Genomic DNA, 14,911 nt, shown 5'->3' on the forward strand with positions numbered 1-14,911 from the left:
CCATGCGCCGCGCCCGCGATCCACGCCACGTCTATGGCCCCAATCTCGCGCCCATGGTCGACGTGGTGCTGGTCATCCTCATCTTCTTCATGGCGTCGATCGTGTTCGTCGGGCCCGAGTGGTTCCTGCCCGCCGCACTCCCGGTCGCGCAACCGGAGAACGAGCCCGAATCGACCGATCCCTACGCCCTGCCCGCCCCCACGCTCGACGTGCGCGTCTCGATCGACGATGGCACTCCCACCCCGACCATTACCGTCACCGGCCTGGGCCCGGGCACCGTCGCGCTCGACGGCTTCGAGGCCCACGCCCGCACCCAACTCGCCGGTGCGACGCCCGAGTCCATCAAGATCCGCCTGAGCGCCGACGGTGGCGTCGCCTGGCAGCACGTGGTGACGGCGCAGGACATCCTTACCCGCGTGGGCGTCCGCCAGATCGCGCTCGACACGCCCTGAAGGCGGCTCGAATCTCGCACCGCGTTGCTCCCATCCCCGGACCGCGGCCACGGCCCAGCCGGGCACGCACTTTGCACACAACCCACACCATCCCCCGGATGTCGCTAAATCGCGGCATCTATGGCCACCGCTGGCCACACACCGACCACCACTGGCCCGCGCAGGGAGAAAACCATGAAACTCGCACACCACACGCTTGCAACCCTCTCGATCTGCGGCCTCGCGCTCGGCACCCCGCTGGCCCACGCCCAAGACTGGGAGTTCTTCTCCACCACCAGCCCGTACCCGCAGAACATCCCCCAGGGAAGCGACGCGCCCGCCGACGACGAGGTGTGGGTCGTGGGCAACAGCGACTTCTTCGACCCTTTCCCCCAGTTCTTCAGCTTCACCTTCGCCCAGCGCTTCGACGGCACGCGGTGGAACTTCGTGCCCACACCGGACATCAACGGGGCGGCGCTCTACGGCGTGAAGAAGCTGCCCGGCGGCGACGTGCTGGCGGTCGGCTCGTACAACGCCGGCGCCGATGGGCAGACGCTTGCCCTGCGCTACGACGGCTCGTCGTGGCAGCAGATCGACAGCCCCACGCGCTTCGGCGGCGCGGCCTTCGTCGGCATGGGCCAAGCCGGGGACGACATCTGGGCCGTGGGGGTCCAGGCGACGCAGGACCCCCCGCCCTCGGCCACCGGCCAGGCGCTCGCGGCACGCTGGAACGGCTCGGGGTGGGATCGCTACCAGCCCGAGCCGCTGGTGACCGGCGGCCGCGCGTACAACACGCCGCGCGATGTTGCCGGCGTGAGCGCCGACGACGCCTGGGCCGTGGGCAACGCCCAGCAGACCGGCGTGGGCGGCTTCGGGCCCACGGCGTACATCACCCGCTGGCAGGGCGATCGCTGGGAACTGTACGACATCGGCCTGCGCGACTTGGCGGGGCTCAACGACGCCCTCGCCTTGGCGTCGGACAACGTCTGGGCGGTTGGCTCCATCACCACCGGCGACCTGGGCCGCCAACCGCTCATCTTGCACTGGGACGGCAGCGACTGGACCATCGTGGACACGCCGACGTTCCCCGACGGCAGGGCCGAGCTGCGCGCCATCGCCGCACGATCGCCGACGGAGATCTACGCCTCGGGCACCGACGCCGACGCCGACGGCTTCCCGCGCGCCCTCATGCTCAAGTACGACGGCACGAGCTGGGAGCGCATCGACGTCGCGACGCCAACGGACGGCGAGCAGCAGTGGTTCCGCACGATGTCCGTCACCCCAAGCGGCGACGTGTGGGCCATGGGCCAGTACTACCGCCCCGACGAACAGGCCACCCACGTCACCACGCAACGCCTGAGCGCCAGCGCCACCTGCCGCGCCGACCTCGACGGCGACGGAGAACTCACCATCTTCGACTTCCTCGCGTTCCAGAACGCATTCGATGCCGGCGACCCCATCGCCGACTTCGACGGCGACAGCGAGCTGACCATCTTCGACTTCCTCGCCTTTCAGAACGCCTTCGACGCCGGCTGCGAGTAGGCCAGAATCACCCGTCCGATGCATCCGCGGTTGCGGGTGGGAGTTGCATGAGTTATCGGTGCGGCACAAGCGACACGCGACTGATAAAATCCATCACACCACCTGTTCGTCTGCATAGAGAGAGGTTGCCAACCATGAACCGTCTCATTCCGCTCGTCGCGATCACTGGCGTAGTCTGCTTCACCACCTCAGTAACGGCGAGGCTCGTCGATCAGGCATTCAAACTCGTTGCAAATGACGGTGCCGCCGGTGATGAGCTCGGCCGGTCCATTGATCAGAGTGGCAACACAATTGCTGCTGGAAGTCCGAATGATGATGAGCGGGGGGCCGTTTATCTCTTCGACGCGGGCACGGGCACGCAGACGGGGAAACTCGTGGCCGACGACGGTGAGGCTGGGGACCGGTTCGGAATCTCGGTCGCGATCGCCGATGGGATCGTTGCGGTGGGTGCACCCGGCCAAGACGCCGCGGGCACCAACGCCGGCGCGGTGTATCTCTTCGACGCGTCCACCGGCGTTCAGCTCGCCAAGCTCATCCCCGACGATCCGGGAGCTGGCGACGAATTCGGCAACGCCGTGACGATAAGCGATGGGATCGTCGCCGTCGGATCATGGCGAGCAGATGAACTCGGAGACAACTCTGGTGTGGCACACCTCTTCGATGCGTCCACAGGAAGCCAGCTCCACAAACTATTGCCGGACACGGGCAACGCCAACCAGAGTTTCGGCGTCTCGATCGCCATGGATGATGGCATCGTCGCCGTTGGCGCACGAACCTATTTCGTCCTGGGCGAGGGCTACACCTTCGCGAAGGTCTACCTCTTCGACGCGTCGACTGGGAGCCAGGTCCATCGGCTTCGGGCTGACATCGAAAACTACAACGGAGATCTGGGCGGTGGCTTCGGCGATGCCGTCGATATCCAGAACGGCCTGGTCGCTGTGGGTGCGCCGTTCCGGAGTGTCTTCTTTGATTTTTCCGGCGCAGCCTATGTCTTCAACGCTTCGACAGGCGACCAACTCCGGTTCATCTTCCCCGCCGATGGCCACGACCGAGATCACTTCGGCGCGTCTATCGCCATCGACGACGGCGTCCTGGCCATCGGCGCGAACGAGGATGATGACAGCGCCTCGGCAGCTGGATCCGCGTATCTCTTCGACGCGCTCAGCGGATCTCAGATCGACAAGCTCCTTGCCAACGACGGTGTGGCGTCTGATGAACTCGGCGTTGCCATCGCAATCAACTCCGACACGGTCGTCGTCGGGGCGCCGGGGGTCAACGACCAAGGCGAGAACTCGGGGTCAGTGTACGTCTTCAACGACGACCCCACCACCTGCCGCGCCGACCTCGACGGCGACGGCGCCCTCACCATCTTCGACTTCCTCGAATTCCAGAACCTCTTCGACTCTGGCGATCCCGAAGCCGACTTCGACGGCGACGGCGAGCTGACCCTCTTCGACTTCCTGGCCTTCCAGAACGAGTTCGACGCGGGCTGCCCGTAGGCCTCACGCCATGCCGAGCACCGCCGTCGCCACGCCCAGGTAGATCAGGATCCCGCTGATGTCCATCAGCGTCGCTACCAGCGGGCTGCTGATCGTCGCGGGGTCGAGCTTGTACTTCTCGAGCACCAACGGCAGCAGCCCGCCCAGCAGCGCCGCCCACGTCACGATGCCCAGCACCGCCAGCCCCACCGCCACGCCCACGCGCAGCGGCTGGTCGGTGCTGGCTAGGCCGATAGCATCGACCAGCAGCACGATGCCCACGCCCATGACGCCCATGACGCCCAGAACCAGCCCGAGAATCGCGCCCGTCGCCAGCTCCTTGCGCGCCACGCGCCGCCAGTCGCTGGGCGCCAGCTCGCGCAGCGACACCGCCCGAATCAGCAGGCTCGCCGCCTGCGTGCCCGTGTTGCCGCCGCACGAGATCATCAGCGGCACCAGCATCGCCAGGATCAGGTGCGTCTCGAGCGCCCCCTCGAATCGCCCCAGGATCGCGATGGTGACCACCTGCACGACGAATAGCACGCCCAACGCGATCCCACGCTTGCGCAGCATCGCCAGCAGCGGCGTCTTGATGTACGGATCGTCCAGAGCCTCGACACCACCGATGAGCTGGATGTCCTCGGTTGCCTCTTCCTCGACCACGTCGGCCACGTCGTCGATCGTCACGATGCCCAGCAGCACGCCCTTGCTATCGACCACCGGCAGCACCGTGCGGTCGTAGTCCAGCATCGCGCGGGCAGCCTGCTCCTGGTCGTCGGTGGCGCTCAGCGCCTGGTACGCGTCGTCCATGACGTCGCGAACCCTCTGGTCGGGCTCGGCCAGCAGGATCGACCGGATGTGCAAATCGTCGATCAGCACGCCCGCGCTGTCAACCACGTACACCCAGTGCACCGTCTCGGCGTCACGCCCATACCGCCGGATGTGCTCGAGCGCCTGCGCGATGGTCCACTCGGGCCGAAGCCGCACGTAGTCGGGCGTCATCAGGCGACCGACCGAGTCCTCGGGGTAGCCCAGGATCTGCTGCGTGACCTCGCGGTCCTCGGGCCGGAGCTGGTCGATCAGCCGCCGGGCCGCGTCGGTGGGCATCTCGTCGAGCAGCGCCGCCCGGTCGTCGGGGTCCATCGACTGGAGCATGGTGCGGGCCGACCGATCGCCCAGCGCGTCGATGATCGCCTGCTCGCGGTCGTAGTCGAGCACGGCGAACGCCTCGCCGGCCAGGTCTCGAGGCAGCAGCCGGAACGCCACCGCCGCCTCGGCCGGCTCGAGCAGGTCCAGCACCGCCGCCACATCAAACGGCGGCATCGGCGCCAACGCCTCGCGCAGCTCCCGGTACCGCTTGGCCTCGATCAGCTCGCGGACCTCGACGTTCAACAGCTCGGCGGTTGGGTTCATGGCCAGTATGGGAGCCCCGCCGGAGGCCTCTGGCAAGCCATCTCCAAGTGGAAGTTCCGGTGAAACACCCGCCCCCCTTTAGGGCCTATCCTCCCCGCCGGTGCATCCGCCGCGTGGTGGCGTGCGGATCGGCCCCTCACACGGGCTCCCCGCGGAGCCGAACGTGGTATCATCTGATCTTCGGGATTCCCCGTAGGTCGACGTCCCAACGCTGGAGCGAAACGCCATGGCCAAGCTGTTTTACTCGATGGAAGAGACCACCCAGAAGCTCGGCAAGAGCGAAGAAGAGGTCATGGAGCTGGTCGATTCCAACCGGCTGAGCAAGTTCGTCGACGGCGACAAGCTCATCTTCAAGGTCGACCAGGTCGACATGCTCGCCGACGGCGGCGAGGGCGACGATGACGAGCTGCCCGGCTTCGCCGACGATTCGGGCCTTACCTCGGGCATCGGCTTAGAAGACTCCGACGACTCGGCCATCGGCTTTGCCGATGACGACAGCGCCGACATCGGCTCGGGCGAGGCTAAGGAGCAGACCGGCATCAGCATCTTCGATGCCGACGAGGTCGAAGAGGCCGACGCCGCCGCCCAAACCCAGATGTCCGCCGCCCCCAACTTCGGCATGGACACCGCCGCCGACCCCGCCGCCTCGGGCAGCGGCCTGCTGGACATGACCCGCGAGGCCGACGACACCTCGCTGGGTGCCGACCTGCTCGAAGACTTCGGCATGGGCGACGGCGAGGGCTCGACCGTGGGCGAGGGTGTCGGCGCGGGCGGGGGCGCTCTGTTCGAGGACGCCGGCACGACCGCCAGCCAGCCGACCGCGGTCGTCTACGCCGAGGAGTCGCTCTCCCCGGGGGCGTCGATGGCCACGATGTTCGCCTGCTTCGGGTTGTTCCTGGTCATGGCCTTCGCGTTCGCCCTGATCGTCTCGATCACCACGGGCGCGGGCGTCATCATGGACCTCATCGACGGCCTCAGCATCGCCATCCTGGCCGGTGCCATGGCCGGTGTGGTGCTCGTCCTGGCCATCATCGGCGGCCTCATCGGCAAGATGACCAGTTGATCCGCCCATCCAAACCGACCACCAGCGGCCCCAGATGGGGCCGTTTCTCTTGCGCCACCCCTGTTGCGACCGCTGTGGACAACGTGTTATTAGCGCTCGGGTGCGGTCTGCCGCCGCGCGGGGCCATCCAAGCTACCGACCGCGCCCGCCAATCGCCAGCCCACCAGAGCGCTTTGCGACAGCCAAACGCTCCGTATCTACACGATGCAAGTCGCATATTCCAATGTGTTTATGGGTCGAACGGGCCGTTCTGTCCACAAGGCGACAGCCGTAACGAGTACGACGATTACTTTCTATATACATAAGGGAGAAGAAGAGGGGGTCGGGTGTCCGGCAAGCCGGTTGCCCGGCCATGTGGATAACTCGTTGGTGGATTGGGGGCCTCTGGCACACCTCAGCAAGCCCCCTGGCACGAGGGGCACCATACGGTGGTCCGGCTAGCCAGCACTCCACTCTCCAATGCCTGCCCACACGTGAGGCATGGCTGGCCCCCACGCCCGTACACCGCGTGCCGGAGTTGGAACGCCCCGGCTTGCCCATCGGCGGCCCGGTAGTCCCGCAGCGTCGACCCACCGGCCTCTACCGCCAACGCGAGCAGATCACCGAGAACCTTGCCGAGCTTGTGTGCCCGGGTAGCCGGAATCTCGCAAGCCAATTCTGCCGGGTGGATGCCCGCCCGGTACAGAGCCTCGTCGGCGTAGATATTGCCCACGCCCGCCAGCAGCCGCTGGTCGAGCAGGGCCGCCTTGATTGGCCGGCGTACCTTTGCCAGGAGCCCGCCCAGTTCGCCCGGCGGCAGGGAGAGGGCATCGGGCCCGAGCCCACGCCAGGGAGGCAGCTCGTCTCGGCTCTGAGCCAGCCAGAGCCCGCCGAAGCGTCGCGGATCGCGGAAGATGAGCCTTGAGCGGTCGTCCAGCCGCCATGTCGCGTGGACGTGGTCGGTAGGCAGCCGCCGGCCGGCGGCTGCCCACAGGAGCTGGCCGCTCATGCCCAGGTGGACGCCCAGCGCCCGCCCATCGCCGGCGAGGATGGCCAGCAGCTTGCCCCGCCGGTCGATCCGCCCGATCGTGGCGTCCGCCAGCAACTGGGCCGCCCTGAGGTGGGTGGGCCGAACAGCCAACCTCTGGCGAGCGAACCCTCCGGGCGGGTCTGCCGGCCCCACGGCCACGTCTCGCCTGTGCAGCGTGGCCCCCACCACACGCCGGCCCAGCAGCCTGGGCTCGAGCGTGCGTCGCAGGTGCTCAACCTCGGGCAACTCGGGCACGGAATCAGGGTATCAGGATCGCCACCAAGGCGGTCGAGAGTGGCCGGCGGGTGTACCCTCGCCCTGCCCGCGCCGATTGCCGCTGGTCCCGAAGGAACGCTTGATGGAACGTCCGGCATTCGAAGCCATGGCCCTGGAACACCTCGATTCGGTGTACCGCCTGGCGTACCACCTGACGCGCAGCCCCGAGCGGGCCGACGAGCTGGTGCAGAACGTCTACCTGCGGGCCCTCAAGAGCGAGACCTGGACCAGGTTCGAGGAGCGCGGTGGCGGCATGCGGGCCTGGCTGTTCACCATCGCCCACAACGCGTTTTATTCGGACCTGAAAAAAGAAGGCCGCCGGCCCACCCCGGTCGGCGAGTTCTACGAGGAATCCGACGGCGAGCTGACCCCGGGCGAGGCCTCGCCCGCCTGGGATCGCGCCAGCTTCGACTGGGACCAGGTCGACGACGCCCTGAAAGACGCCATCGAGCAGCTCAAGCCCGAATTCCGGGAGATCCTCTTGCTGTGGGGGGTCGAGGGCCTGAAGTACCGCGAGATCGCCGAGATCCTGGAGGTGCCCATCGGCACGGTCATGTCCCGGTTGCACCGGGCACGCAAGCTGGTGGCCGAGGCCTTATCGGCCGACACGGACGCCGCAGAAAGACTTGGAATCAATCGACTTTCCGGGGATGAAAACAGGCAAGACGACAGTTGAACAGTGCGAGCAGCCCCCATGGTGTCTGGGGAGACACCTACCGGGCCTGCCAGAAACCATCTCGGACCCTCGATCCCGCCGGCCCGTCAGCAGTTTTGGAGCGGCACGCATGAGCGACCACAGCATCGGACCCGACCGCCACGGCCCCGACGACAACCTCGGAGACTCCCTCGATTACGCCGCGCTCGGTCGGCTTGTTCGCCTGGCCGCCGATGGCGAGTTGTCGGCCGAAGAGGCCGCCGCCTACGCCAGCGCCAAGGCCGCCCGTCCCGAGCTCGACAAGCACGAGCAGGCCGAGCGCCAGCTCCGCGTGGCCGTTGGTCGTTGCATGAGCAGCGATGATGCGGCGTGCCCGCAAGCCGTGCGTGATCGCATCGAGGCGTTGACCGCCGACATCCGAACCACCGGCGGCGACCGCCCCGTGCTCAAGCTCAATCCCACGCGGGCGGATAAGCCGTCCCGCCCAGCCGAACGATTTTCGACGTGGCAGCGCGTGGGCGCCCTCGCCGCGGCGATTGTGATCATCGTGGCCGTGTCGGCATACTTCAAGCAGGCTGGCCCCGCGCAGACCGGCGGGGGTGGTATCGCCCTGGCCGATGGACCCCCAAGTGGCATCCAACTCGCTGGCTTCATGACCGGTGAGCACTCTCGCTGCGCGAGACACCCCACCAGCATCCGCAAGTTCACCGAGAGCGACCTCGACAAGGTCCCCGAGGCCTTCCGCGACGTGCTGGGCAACGGATTCACGACGCAGGACATCCTGTTCAGCGACGCGAACTTCGTCGCCGCGGGCAAGTGCAAGGTGCCCGGCGAGGGCCCCTCGATCCACCTCATGTTCGAGACGGTGAATCCGCAGAGCGAGCCGGTCGAGGTCAGCCTCTACATCCAGCGCTGCGGCGACAAGCGCTTCGAGGAAGGCAAGGCTTACACCGTCGGCGCCGAGGCTACCGACGGCAGCAGCATCATCGGCTGGCGCCACGACGGCCTGGTGTACTACCTCGTCACGTCCTCGCCCGACACCACGCTCGAGTACGCCACCAAGCTCAAGGCGCCAGCGCTCGCCGGCGCGATCTGATTACCCCGAAGTTTGAAGAGCGATCGGGCTCTGGGCATCGAATCCCAGCCCGCGTTCGAGTGCGCGCGCCAGTTGCAGCAGCCCCGCCTCATCGAACGCCCGTCCGACGAGCTGCACACCGATGGGCAGCTCCACGCCATCGACCTCGACCAGCCCCGCCGGCACGCTGACGGCCGGCAGCCCGGCGAGGTTCGCGCCCACCGTGAACGCGTCTTCCAGGTACATCGACATCGGATCACCCAGCTTCTCTCCCAGTGCGAAGGCGGGCGACGGCGTCGTCGGCATGAGCACTGCGCGAGCCCCGCTGGCGAAGATCGCGTCGAAGTCGTTCTTGATCAGCCGCCGCGTGCGCTGGGCTTTGCCGTAGTACTGGTCGTAATAGCCGCTGCTGAGCGCGTGCGTGCCCAGCAGGATGCGCCGCTTGACCTCGGCCCCGAATGCCTCGCTGCGCGAGCGCACGTACAGGTCTTCGAGCCCCTCGCCCGCTCGCAACTCGGCGCGCCTGCCATATCGCACGCCGTCGTACCGCGCCAGATTGCTCGACGCCTCGGCCGGCGCGATCAGGTAATACGCCGCGACGCCGTACCGCGTGTGTGGCAGCGCGCCCTCAGCAATACCAACGCCAGCGTTGCCCAGCACCCTCGCCGCGCGCTCCAGTGCCCGGTCTATCCCGGCATGGATCGCGCCCTGCGGACGTACCACGGCAACGCGCTCGCCGTCGGCATCTTCATCGAGCAAGGCGGAAAAATCCTCAACGGCACGCGGGGCGCTCGTCGCGTCATGCGCATCATGCCCGGCGATGACCGACAGCGCCGCTGCGGCATCTTCCACCGTGTGCGTCAGCGTGCCGATCTGATCCAAGCTGCTGGCGAACGCGACCAACCCATACCGCGACACCCGCCCGTACGTCGGCTTGAGCCCCACCAGCCCGCACATGGCCGCGGGCTGGCGCACCGAGCCGCCCGTGTCGCTGCCCAGTGCCAGGCCCACCACGCCCGCGGCCACCGCCGCCGCGCTCCCGCTGCTGCTGCCGCCGGGCGTGCGTTGCACATCCCAAGGGTTGCGTGTGGCACCGAAGGCCGAGTGCTCGCCGCTGCCGCCCATGGCGAACTCGTCCAGGTTGGCCTTGGCGATGACGACCGCCCCGGCGTCGAGCAGATTTTGAACAGCCGTCGCGGTGTACGGGCTGTGGTAGCCCTCGAGCATCCGGCTTGCGCACGTGGTCCGGCCCGGATAGGCATCTTGGCCCAGGCAGATGTTGTCCTTGATGACCACCGGCACGCCCGCGAGCGGGCCGAGGGCCTCGCCGGCCGCCCGCTTCTCGTCCACGATCCCGGCTCGTGCCATCGCGCCATCGTGGAAAACATCCACGAACGCGTTCAGTTCGGGCTGCACGCGATCGACACGCGCCAGGGCCCCCGCGACCGCTTCGCGGGCCGAACATTCACCGGCGGCGATCCGCCTGGCTATCTCGATCATGCCCGGCTGGGCCATCGGTCGATGCTCCGTTTGGTCCAAACAGGCCAACCGAGCAAACCAGCCCGGCCCGGCCAACGAATAGAGATGCGAGGCTAGGCCGCAAACGCCCGGCTGCCGAAGTGAGTATCCCCCGGCGACCAACGACGCTCGCCGCGACTCGAGCCAAAGGTCCCAGCATGCCCACCAGCCATCTGAGAGACGATCGGTTCGCCGGCGCGTTCACCGCGATCATCACGCCCTTCACCGCCGACGGCAAGGCCATCGACACCGACCGCCTCGATGCCCAGATCGCCCGCCAGGCCGACAATGGAATCGCGGGCATCGTCGTGGCCAGCACCACCGGCGAGAGTCCGACCCTCAGCGAGGCCGAGTTCCGCACGCTGGTCCGCCACGCCGTCGAGATGGGCAAGGCCCACGATCTGGTGGTTGTCGCCGGCGCGGGCAGCAACAGCACGGCCCATGCCGTCGAGCTGCAACGCATCGCGATGTCGCTGGGCGCCGACGCCGGGCTGAGCGTGAACCCCTGCTACAACAAGCCAACGCAGGAAGGCCTCTATGCCCACTTCGCCACGATCGCCGAGAGCGTGGAGCTGCCCATCATTCTCGGCAACGACCCGGGGCGCACGGGCGTGGCGCTCGGTGCCGCGACCGTCGAACGGCTGTACGAGAGTCCTTGGGTTGTGAGCATCAATGAGGCCACCGGCAGCACCGACAGTGCCAGCGACATCCTGGCCCGCTGCCCGGGCATCGCCCTGCTGAGCGGCGACGACAATACGACGCTGCCCTTCATGGCCCTGGGCGGGGCGGGCTGCGTCTCGGTGGTTAGCAACATCGCGCCCCAACGCACGGCCGCCCTGTGCCAGGCCATGCTCGACGCCGACCTGCCCACCGCGCGCGAGCACCACGCCGCCTTGTTCGAGCTGGCCCGCGCGATGGTCCTCGAGACCAACCCCATCTGCGTCAAGGCGGCGATGGCGATGATGCACCTGGACAGCGGCCAGCTCCGCCTGCCCATGACCCAGCCCACCGAGGCGACCAAGCGCGCCATCCACCAGGCCCTCGAACGCGCCAACCTGCTCGAAGCGGCGGCGTGCTGAAGCACTAGCGATACTCGGGATTCTCGAACCCGAACCGCTCCCCATCCTTCCACTTGTTACGCTGGTTGCCGAAAGCGGGGATGCCGCCGGCGTCCTTGAGCATGCGCGCGAAGTGCAGGAGGTTCCACGTCATGATCGTGGTGTTGCGGTTGGTGAAGTCGTTGTCGGGACCGTGCGAATCGTCGTCCAGGTAGCTCGGGCCCGGGCCGGCCTCGCCGATCCAGCCGGCGTCGGCCTGCGGCGGGATGGTAAAGCCCACGTGCCCGAGCGAATAAAGGATGTTCATCGCGCAGTGCTTGATGCCGTCCTCGTTGCCCGTGATGATGCACCCGCCCACGCGGCCGTAGAAGTCCGACTGGCCTTGGTTGTTGAGATCCCCCGAGTTGCTGTACAGCCGCTCGATGATGCGCGTGCACACCGAACTCTTCTCGCCAAGCCAGATGGGCGTGCCGATGACCAGGATCTGCGCCGCCATCACCTTCTTGTGCAACGCCGGCCAGTCGTCGGTGTCGAAGCCCGCTTCGGTCATGTCGGGCTGCACGCCCGGCGGGATGTCGTGGTCGACGGCGCGGACGGTGTCGATCGTCACGCCCACCTTTTCCATGATCGCGATCGAGCGATCCATGAGCCCCTGCGTGTGGCTCATATTGGGAGACCTCTTCAGCGTGCAGTTGATGAACACCGCTCGCAGGTCGTCGTACTTCGCCGGGGCCCGCTCGCTCAGTTTCTCGGCCATCGTGTGCCTCCTTTGGTCGTGGTCACTCTACCCGTGCGAATCGGGTTGGCCCTGTAGAAGCACGAAAAAACCGCGGCCATTCCCGCGGTGTGGGTCGATCTCGATGAAAAGGTGTTCAGCCACCGCCGGGGCTGCGAAGAAACCGGGTCATGTCACGCATGAGCAGCTCGCCTCGGCGGCGTTCCAGCGGGCTGGCGTGCTGGCCGATGTTGTTGTTCATCACGTCGAACACGCGGCCCACGATGCGTGACGGCGGGCCGCCACCCTCGGCGATGGCCTGCTCGTCGCGCTGGGCGTTGCGGCGCGCGCGTTCGAGGCGCTCCTCGGGAGAGCGATCACGCACGTCGCCGCCCATCATCTCCAGCGTGGTCTCGAACTGCACGAACGCGTCGGCCAGGTACTCGTCGCGCTCCTCGAGCGGCACGGTCTGGTACTCGACGGCCATCGAATCCCACAGCTCGATCGCCAGGCGGCTGGCGTTTTCTTCGAGCTGGTCACGGGCCTTGCCGCGGATCGACCCGGCGAACGCCGCCAGCATGAGCGAATCGCTCGAGTTCATGCTTTCCATCCGCTGGATGAGCATGCCGACCAGTTCGAGGCGGCGCTCCAGCGGGAGCTGGTTGAATTCGTCCTGGAGGAGCGTGAAGCTCATCAGCGTGTCGATGCGCCCGTTCTCGTAGTCGGGCACGGGCATCGGCCGGAACATGAAGTAGGCCGCCACGCCGGCGATGACGACGAGGGCCGTGGCGAAGGGCCAGCCCCGGCGCGACCAGCGACGCCAGTTGTCGCCGTTGCGCAGGGTGTTGCGCTCGAAGTCGGCGATGCTCTCACGCATCGCGCGGATGTTGGGGCGGCGGCCATCGAGGCGGCCGAGCGTCTTCAGCATGTCGTCGTGCACGTTGTTGCTCATTGGAACCCCAAGATGCGGCCAATCTCGCCGAAGAGCGCCTCGGCGTCCTCGGCCTGGAGCTCTTCGAGCCAGTCGGCGCGCATGGATGGAAAGTACACGGCGTTCTGGGTGGGTGCCCCAACGCGAAGCACGTGCCACTCGCCCGCGCAGTTCAGCAACGGGAAGGGCGTGCCCCCCTCGGCTTGCAACTCGAGCGCCCGCGTGACGGCCTTCTCGATCTGCGGGCTCTCGGCGGCGAAGAACAGCTCGGTGGCGGTCATCGCCTGCCCGGGGAAGTACTCGTAGCTGGTGCCCGAGCTGGCCCAGAGCGCGGGCTCTTTGCCGCCGTGGTCGCTCGGGCATCGGTAGCACGAGTTCTTGCCTAGCACGAAGTCTTCGTCTGGCGACGACCGCCGGGGCACGGGCGTGTCGAGGTACTGGCTCAGCACGTCGAGCAGGCTCGGGTCGCTGCCGCCGCCGGGCTCGCCGGTGTGGAAGGGGCGCACCACGGGCAGCACGCCCTTGGACTCGGTGTCCATGTACATCTGGGTGCCGATGCCGATCTGGGCGAGGTTCGCCAGGCACGCGGTCCGGCGGGCGCTCTCTCTGGCGCTGCCGAGGGTGGGGATGAGGATGCCGATGAGCACGCTGATGATCGCGATGACCGCCAGCAGCTCGATGAGTGTGAATCCCTTGCGCATGCCCGGCGTTCCTCCGTGGGGGCTAGATGGGCCGCGCGGCGCGCTTGCCCTGGGCCTCGTCGACGATCCGCCGCGCGAGGGGCGGCTGCTCGCTTCGGATGGCATCTGCGTGTTGGGCAAAGCTGGTGGCGAGTTGCGGGTCGGCGTCGAGGGCCCGCTGGACGCCCTTGGCGATGGCCCGGCCGGCGCGGCGGAGCTGAGCGCCGCGAGCGAGCGAGGCCGCAAGCCCGGCACCGAGGACAAGCGGCAGTCGGAAGGGCTCGGGCACGAGTGGCGCGACCGCGCCGATCGTCCGGGTGACGGCTCCACCAGCCGGGTCGTGCTCGTAGTCGGCCGAGGCGCTGATGGCGTGGTCGGCGGCGGCGAGCTGGTCTTCGACGACGGCGAGCTGGCTGCGCCAGCCGTGGGCGAGGTCGGGCGGGGCCGACGGATCTTCCAGGGCCTGGCGCAGGGCATGCTGGCGGGTGGCCAGGGCATCGCGCAGCACGCCAAGATCCTGGCGCGCTGAGGCGATCTGGTTGCGCATGGCGGCCTGGTCAACGCAGCCCCCTGTCAGAGTTCCCAAGGCGAGGCAGGCGAACAACGCCGCCATCGCAACCCACGCCTTCGGCCGGAATCGGCCGAGAGCCCTCATCAACATTCCCTGGAAGGATAGTGCCCCCAGGCTGTTGCGCGTTACGAACGAATCCCGGCTCTTGGGATTGCACAGGGTGTCATCGGACGAATTCTGGATGGTCTTCATGGGAAACCCCCATCGCGGGCCCGCTGGCGCATGTCACCGCCGCCTGTGCGGGCCCAATGGCCTGCGGCTGGTGGTGGGGGGAATGGGCAAATCGAGCATACCGGCGGGGCCGGCGGATGCAAGTGGATTTGGGTGGAGCGCCGGCAGGTTGCGCGCGGGGGTGGTGGTCTATACGGAAAGGCATCGGGGATTAGTCTTCAGGCATCGGCATGCGCGGATTGTGCTGCGCAGATGAATCGATGGCGAGGCCGCGTACTCACGAATATCTTGCATCAAGCTTGTCCCCATTGGGTCGATCCGAGCG

Annotated in this window: 14 protein-coding genes; 7 read left to right on the forward strand and 7 right to left on the reverse strand. The window is 67.5% G+C overall.

The genetic code is table 11. The features are described 5' to 3' along the window. The first annotated feature begins 2 nt into the window (after positions 1 to 2). The 3 genes from NCW75_13250 (at position 3) to NCW75_13260 (ending at position 3,472) form a co-directional block, all read left to right on the forward strand. Positions 3 to 452 (forward strand): biopolymer transporter ExbD, encoded by a 450-nt coding sequence (locus NCW75_13250; GenBank protein ID UYV12251.1) that lies wholly within the window; start codon positions 3 to 5, stop codon positions 450 to 452. A gap of 174 nt (positions 453 to 626) precedes the next feature. Then, positions 627 to 1,973: a Rax2 family protein gene (locus NCW75_13255; GenBank protein UYV12252.1), complete on the forward strand. Its 1,347-nt coding sequence runs from the start codon at positions 627 to 629 to the stop codon at positions 1,971 to 1,973. A gap of 47 nt (positions 1,974 to 2,020) precedes the next feature. Further along, on the forward strand, positions 2,021 to 3,472 hold the full coding sequence (locus tag NCW75_13260) for a hypothetical protein (protein UYV12253.1): 1,452 nt from the start codon (positions 2,021 to 2,023) through the stop codon (positions 3,470 to 3,472). Positions 3,473 to 3,475: 3 nt separating this feature from the next. Here the strand turns inward: NCW75_13260 and mgtE are convergent, their stop codons facing one another. Beyond that, positions 3,476 to 4,864 carry a magnesium transporter gene (gene mgtE, locus NCW75_13265; protein UYV12254.1) on the reverse strand — a complete coding sequence of 463 codons (1,389 nt, stop codon included), beginning with the start codon at positions 4,862 to 4,864 and terminating at the stop codon, positions 3,476 to 3,478. A 226-nt stretch (positions 4,865 to 5,090) separates the two neighbouring features. Between mgtE and NCW75_13270 the strand changes: the two genes are divergently transcribed. Then, complete coding sequence (locus tag NCW75_13270; GenBank protein UYV12255.1) at positions 5,091 to 5,927, forward strand: hypothetical protein; 837 nt, start codon at positions 5,091 to 5,093, stop codon at positions 5,925 to 5,927. Positions 5,928 to 6,321: 394 nt separating this feature from the next. Here the strand turns inward: NCW75_13270 and mutM are convergent, their stop codons facing one another. Next, positions 6,322 to 7,191, reverse strand: a complete 870-nt coding sequence (mutM, locus tag NCW75_13275) for a bifunctional DNA-formamidopyrimidine glycosylase/DNA-(apurinic or apyrimidinic site) lyase (protein UYV12256.1) — start codon at positions 7,189 to 7,191, stop codon at positions 6,322 to 6,324. A 103-nt stretch (positions 7,192 to 7,294) separates the two neighbouring features. Here mutM and NCW75_13280 point away from each other — a divergent pair, with 103 nt between their 5' ends. Both NCW75_13280 and NCW75_13285 read left to right on the forward strand, forming a co-directional pair. After that, positions 7,295 to 7,888 (forward strand): sigma-70 family RNA polymerase sigma factor, encoded by a 594-nt coding sequence (locus NCW75_13280; protein UYV12257.1) that lies wholly within the window; start codon positions 7,295 to 7,297, stop codon positions 7,886 to 7,888. 109 nt (positions 7,889 to 7,997) lie between these two features. Next, entirely contained in the window at positions 7,998 to 8,963 is a 966-nt protein-coding gene (locus NCW75_13285) for a hypothetical protein (protein UYV12258.1), read from the forward strand. Here the strand turns inward: NCW75_13285 and gatA are convergent, their stop codons facing one another. Then, the gene (gatA, locus tag NCW75_13290; GenBank protein UYV12259.1) at positions 8,964 to 10,457 is read right to left on the reverse strand and encodes an Asp-tRNA(Asn)/Glu-tRNA(Gln) amidotransferase subunit GatA; all 1,494 of its coding nucleotides are present in this window, start codon (positions 10,455 to 10,457) and stop codon (positions 8,964 to 8,966) included. 161 nt (positions 10,458 to 10,618) lie between these two features. On the opposite strand from gatA, the gene dapA reads away from it, so the two are divergent. Continuing rightward, positions 10,619 to 11,539 carry a 4-hydroxy-tetrahydrodipicolinate synthase gene (gene dapA / locus NCW75_13295; GenBank protein UYV12260.1) on the forward strand — a complete coding sequence of 307 codons (921 nt, stop codon included), beginning with the start codon at positions 10,619 to 10,621 and terminating at the stop codon, positions 11,537 to 11,539. Positions 11,540 to 11,543: 4 nt separating this feature from the next. Here the strand turns inward: dapA and NCW75_13300 are convergent, their stop codons facing one another. The 4 genes from NCW75_13300 to NCW75_13315 form a co-directional block, all read right to left on the reverse strand. Then, positions 11,544 to 12,275, reverse strand: a complete 732-nt coding sequence (locus NCW75_13300; protein UYV12261.1) for a flavodoxin family protein — start codon at positions 12,273 to 12,275, stop codon at positions 11,544 to 11,546. Between the two features lie 115 nt (positions 12,276 to 12,390). Continuing rightward, positions 12,391 to 13,185 (reverse strand): hypothetical protein, encoded by a 795-nt coding sequence (locus NCW75_13305; GenBank protein UYV12262.1) that lies wholly within the window; start codon positions 13,183 to 13,185, stop codon positions 12,391 to 12,393. Beyond that, a complete protein-coding gene (locus NCW75_13310) occupies positions 13,182 to 13,865 on the reverse strand; it encodes a DUF1559 domain-containing protein (GenBank protein ID UYV12263.1) in 684 nt (227 codons plus the stop codon). The genes NCW75_13305 and NCW75_13310 overlap by 4 nt, the downstream gene beginning before the upstream one ends. A gap of 22 nt (positions 13,866 to 13,887) precedes the next feature. Beyond that, positions 13,888 to 14,607, reverse strand: coding sequence for a hypothetical protein (locus NCW75_13315; GenBank protein UYV12264.1), 720 nt, complete (start codon positions 14,605 to 14,607; stop codon positions 13,888 to 13,890). Positions 14,608 to 14,911 lie beyond the last annotated feature (304 nt).

The sequence above is a fragment of the Phycisphaera sp. genome, from assembly GCA_025916675.1.
Lineage (GTDB): Bacteria > Planctomycetota > Phycisphaerae > Phycisphaerales > UBA1924 > JAHCJI01.